Source organism: Acidiphilium sp. JA12-A1, assembly GCF_000724705.2.
In the GTDB taxonomy this organism is placed as follows: domain Bacteria; phylum Pseudomonadota; class Alphaproteobacteria; order Acetobacterales; family Acetobacteraceae; genus Acidiphilium; species Acidiphilium multivorum.
Genome location: NZ_JFHO01000142.1, coordinates 1 through 3,322, shown reverse-complemented (window position 1 = coordinate 3,322; position 3,322 = coordinate 1). Strand labels below are relative to the sequence as shown.

Genomic DNA, 3,322 nt, shown 5'->3' with positions numbered 1-3,322 from the left:
CGACCGGCTCGCGCGGGCCGGCATCCTCGCGGCCGCCGCGGCGGTTGCCCGGCTCCCTGCTGCGGCGGGGGACGGGCTGTTCCTCGGCGGCGGGCGGGGTCTCGGCGCGGGCGGCCGGCTTGGGCGCCTTCTTCGCCGGCGGCGCGGCCTTGGCGGCGGGCTTGCCGCCCCGGCGGCGGCCCCTGGATTCGGCCTCCTCCCACTCGACGGGATCGAGACCGTCCACGGCGAGGCGGGGAATCGGGTGGCCGATCAGCAATTCGATCGCGTCGACCGCGGCGCGGTCGGCCGGCGTGGCGAGGGTCAGGGCGCGGCCCTGCATTCCCGCCCGTCCGGTGCGGCCGATGCGGTGGACGTAATCCTCGGCGTGGTGCGGGACGTCGAAATTGAAGACATGCGACAGGCCGCCGATATCGATGCCGCGGGCGGCGACGTCGGAGCAGACCAGCAGGCGGATCTCGCCGGCCTTGAAGCGCTCGAGGGTCGCGAAGCGGGCGGATTGCGGCATGTCGCCATGCAGCATGCCGGCCGAGAATTTGTGCCGCGTCAGCGACTTGCAGAGAATGTCGACATCGCGCTTGCGGTTGCAGAAGACGAGCGCGTTCTGCACGTCCTCGGTGCGGATCAGCCGGCGCAGGGCCTCGCGCTTGTCGTGCGTGGCGACCAGCGACAGGCCTTCGGTGATCGTGGTGGCGACGGTGGCCGGGCGGGAGACGGTGATCTGCTTCGGGTTCGAGAGGAACGCGTCGGCCAGGCGGCGGATCTCCGGGGCCATGGTGGCGGAGAAAAAGAGCGTCTGCCGCATGGTTGGCAGGAGGGAGACGATCCGCTCGATATCGGGGATGAACCCCATGTCGAGCATGCGGTCGGCTTCGTCGATCACCAGCACCCGCACGTCCGACAGCAGCAGGCCGCCGCGCTCGAAGATGTCGATCAGGCGGCCGGGGGTGGCGATCAGCACGTCGACCCCGCGGGTCAGCACGTCGCGCTGCTCGCCCATGCTCTCGCCGCCGATCAGCAGCGCATGGTTGAGCTTCAGGTGCTTGCCGTACTGGACGAAATTCTCGGCGACCTGGAGGGCGAGCTCGCGCGTCGGCTCGAGGATGAGGGAGCGCGGCATCCGCGCCCGGGCGCGGGAGCCGGAGAGAATGTCGAGCATCGGCAGGGTGAAGCTCGCGGTCTTGCCGGTGCCGGTCTGCGCGCAGCCGAGAACGTCCCGCCCCATGAGCACGGTCGGGATCGCCTGTTCCTGGATCGGGGTCGGGTTCAGATAGCCCTTTTCCTCAAGGGCCTTGAGGATCGGCTCGGACAGGCCGAGCGACGCGAAGCCGGAGGCGGGCGGCGTTTCGGCAGCCTCGGCGGCGGCGTCTTCCTGTGGGTGCGGCACGAAATCCCTGGACTCGGACAATATTCAGACCAATTCGGACAAGAGGAGCAGGAGTGCCCGCATCCGCTCGCTCCCGATTCGTTGCGGAGCGGCCAGACGCGAGACGGGGGCGCAGTTGCGTCTGCCCCGAGATCGTTGATATCCGTTCTGACCGCCGAAAAGTCAAGTGAATGGCGGGCTGGCGCGCGGCCTGCCCGGAACGCCGGGGGCGTGTTAGGCTGGACGCCCCGCCCGCGCCGGAGCGGCCGCGGACGGCACGACGGCGCTGCCCGGAAGGAGACAACCATGGCCCGACTCACCGCGCTTCTCCCGCTGGCCGCCGCCCTGCTGGCGGCACCGCTCGCCGCCGCGGCGGCACCGCACCGGCAAGGCGCGACCACCCTCACCCTCTCGGTGACCGGCAGCGCGCGGCATCTGCCGGATGCGATGGCGGCGACGCTCGAGATCGCCGGCGAGGCGCCGGACGCGGCCGCGGCGCAGGACAGGCTCAACCGGGCGATGGCGGCGGCGCTGCACGCGGCGGACGGGGTGGCCGGCGTCCGCGCGACGACCGGGAGCTATTTCGTGACCCCGACGGACGCGAAGCGGACCGCGTGGGTCGCGCGGCAGGAGCTGAGCCTCTCCTGCGACGCGGCGCCGACCTCGGCGGCGGCGGCGGGGCTGCGCGGGCTGATCGGGCAGCTCCAGCACGCGGGCGCGCGCCTGCAGTCGCTCGACGGCCGGCTGAGCGCCGCGACGGCGGCGGCGACGCGGGAGCGCGCGATCGGCGATGCGGTGCGGCAGCTGCGGGCCGAGGCGCAGGCGGTGGCGCGTTCGCTCGGCGAGACGGTCGGCACGATCCGCACCGTGCAGGTGGACGGCCCGCCGGTTCGCCCGGTGTTCGGCGGCCTCATGGTGGCGGGGCGCGCGGCCCCGCCGGTGGCGCGGCCGGCGGCGATCGAGGAGCGGGTCAGCCTGTCGGCGACGATAGAGCTGGTGCCGGCAGCGAAATGACGGCGGGTGCGGCGGGCAGGTCGACGGCGTCGTCGGCCAGCACGTCGAGGATCAGGCGCGCCGCGTCCGGCCAGGAGGGCGGGCGGTAATTGCGCGCGATGTCGGCCTCGAGCCCGGCGCGGCGGGAGGGATTGCGCACGAGGCCGCTGATCGCGCGGCGGGCGTCGCCGAGGTCGTTGGGATCGAAATAGATGCAGAAGCGCCCGCCCGCCTCGGGAATCGCGGCGGTGTTGGAGGCGACGACCGGCTTGCCGAAGCCGAGACTCTCGGTGACCGGCAGGCCCCAGCCCTCGTAGAAGGAGGGATAGATCGTGAACAGGCAGTCGCGGTAGAGGATCGCCAGCTCGGCGTCGGTCGGGCTTTCGATCAGGCGCAGCTTGCCGCCGAGCCAGCCGGCATTCTCGCACTGGGTGATGAAATCCTGCGACATCCAGCCGATGCGGCCGGCGAGGATGAGGTCGGGCACGAGGTCCGGCTTTTCCTGCATGATCATCTCGCGCCAGAGGCGCAGCATGCCGGCATGGTTCTTCCGCGGCTCGATGGTGGAGACGAACAGCACGTAGGGGCGCGGGTGCAGGGGCGCCGCATCGGGATCGGCCTTGCGGGGGAAATGCGCGCCGACCGGCACGGGAATCGCCTCCGGGATCGGCAGGCCGGCGCGCTTCGCATGATCGCGCAGGGCCCGGCGCGTGGCGTGGGAGATGGTGAACAGGCGGTCGGCCTGGGGCAGCACCGTCTCCATCCAGGTGCGGAAGCCGGTGGTGGTGGAGCGGGCCGACCATTCGGGGAACAGGGCGGGAACCAGGTCGTAGACGAAGGGGGCGAAGCGCACGCCGTCGCGGCGGGCGGCGTCGATCCGGGCGGCATAGTCGGGGAACGGCCAGGTGGCGCCGATGGCCAGCAGCACGTCGCCGGCGGCGAAGGCGACCGGAGGAGCGAAAG

3 protein-coding genes are annotated in these 3,322 nt (G+C 72.3%); 1 reads left to right on the top strand and 2 read right to left on the bottom strand.

The window, feature by feature from the left end; genetic code table 11:
• A partial coding sequence (locus RT91_RS18550) for a DEAD/DEAH box helicase (protein ID WP_035189142.1) occupies positions 1 to 1,408 on the bottom strand: 1,408 nt, incomplete at its 3' end.
• 264 nt (positions 1,409 to 1,672) lie between these two features.
• Between RT91_RS18550 and RT91_RS18545 the strand changes: the two genes are divergently transcribed.
• Positions 1,673 to 2,380 (top strand): SIMPL domain-containing protein, encoded by a 708-nt coding sequence (locus RT91_RS18545; protein ID WP_035189140.1) that lies wholly within the window; start codon positions 1,673 to 1,675, stop codon positions 2,378 to 2,380.
• Here RT91_RS18545 and RT91_RS22905 read toward each other — a convergent pair.
• Positions 2,337 to 3,322, bottom strand: a 986-nt coding sequence (locus RT91_RS22905; RefSeq protein WP_035189137.1) for a glycosyltransferase family 1 protein, incomplete at its 5' end; no start/stop codon positions are given. The genes RT91_RS18545 and RT91_RS22905 overlap by 44 nt on opposite strands.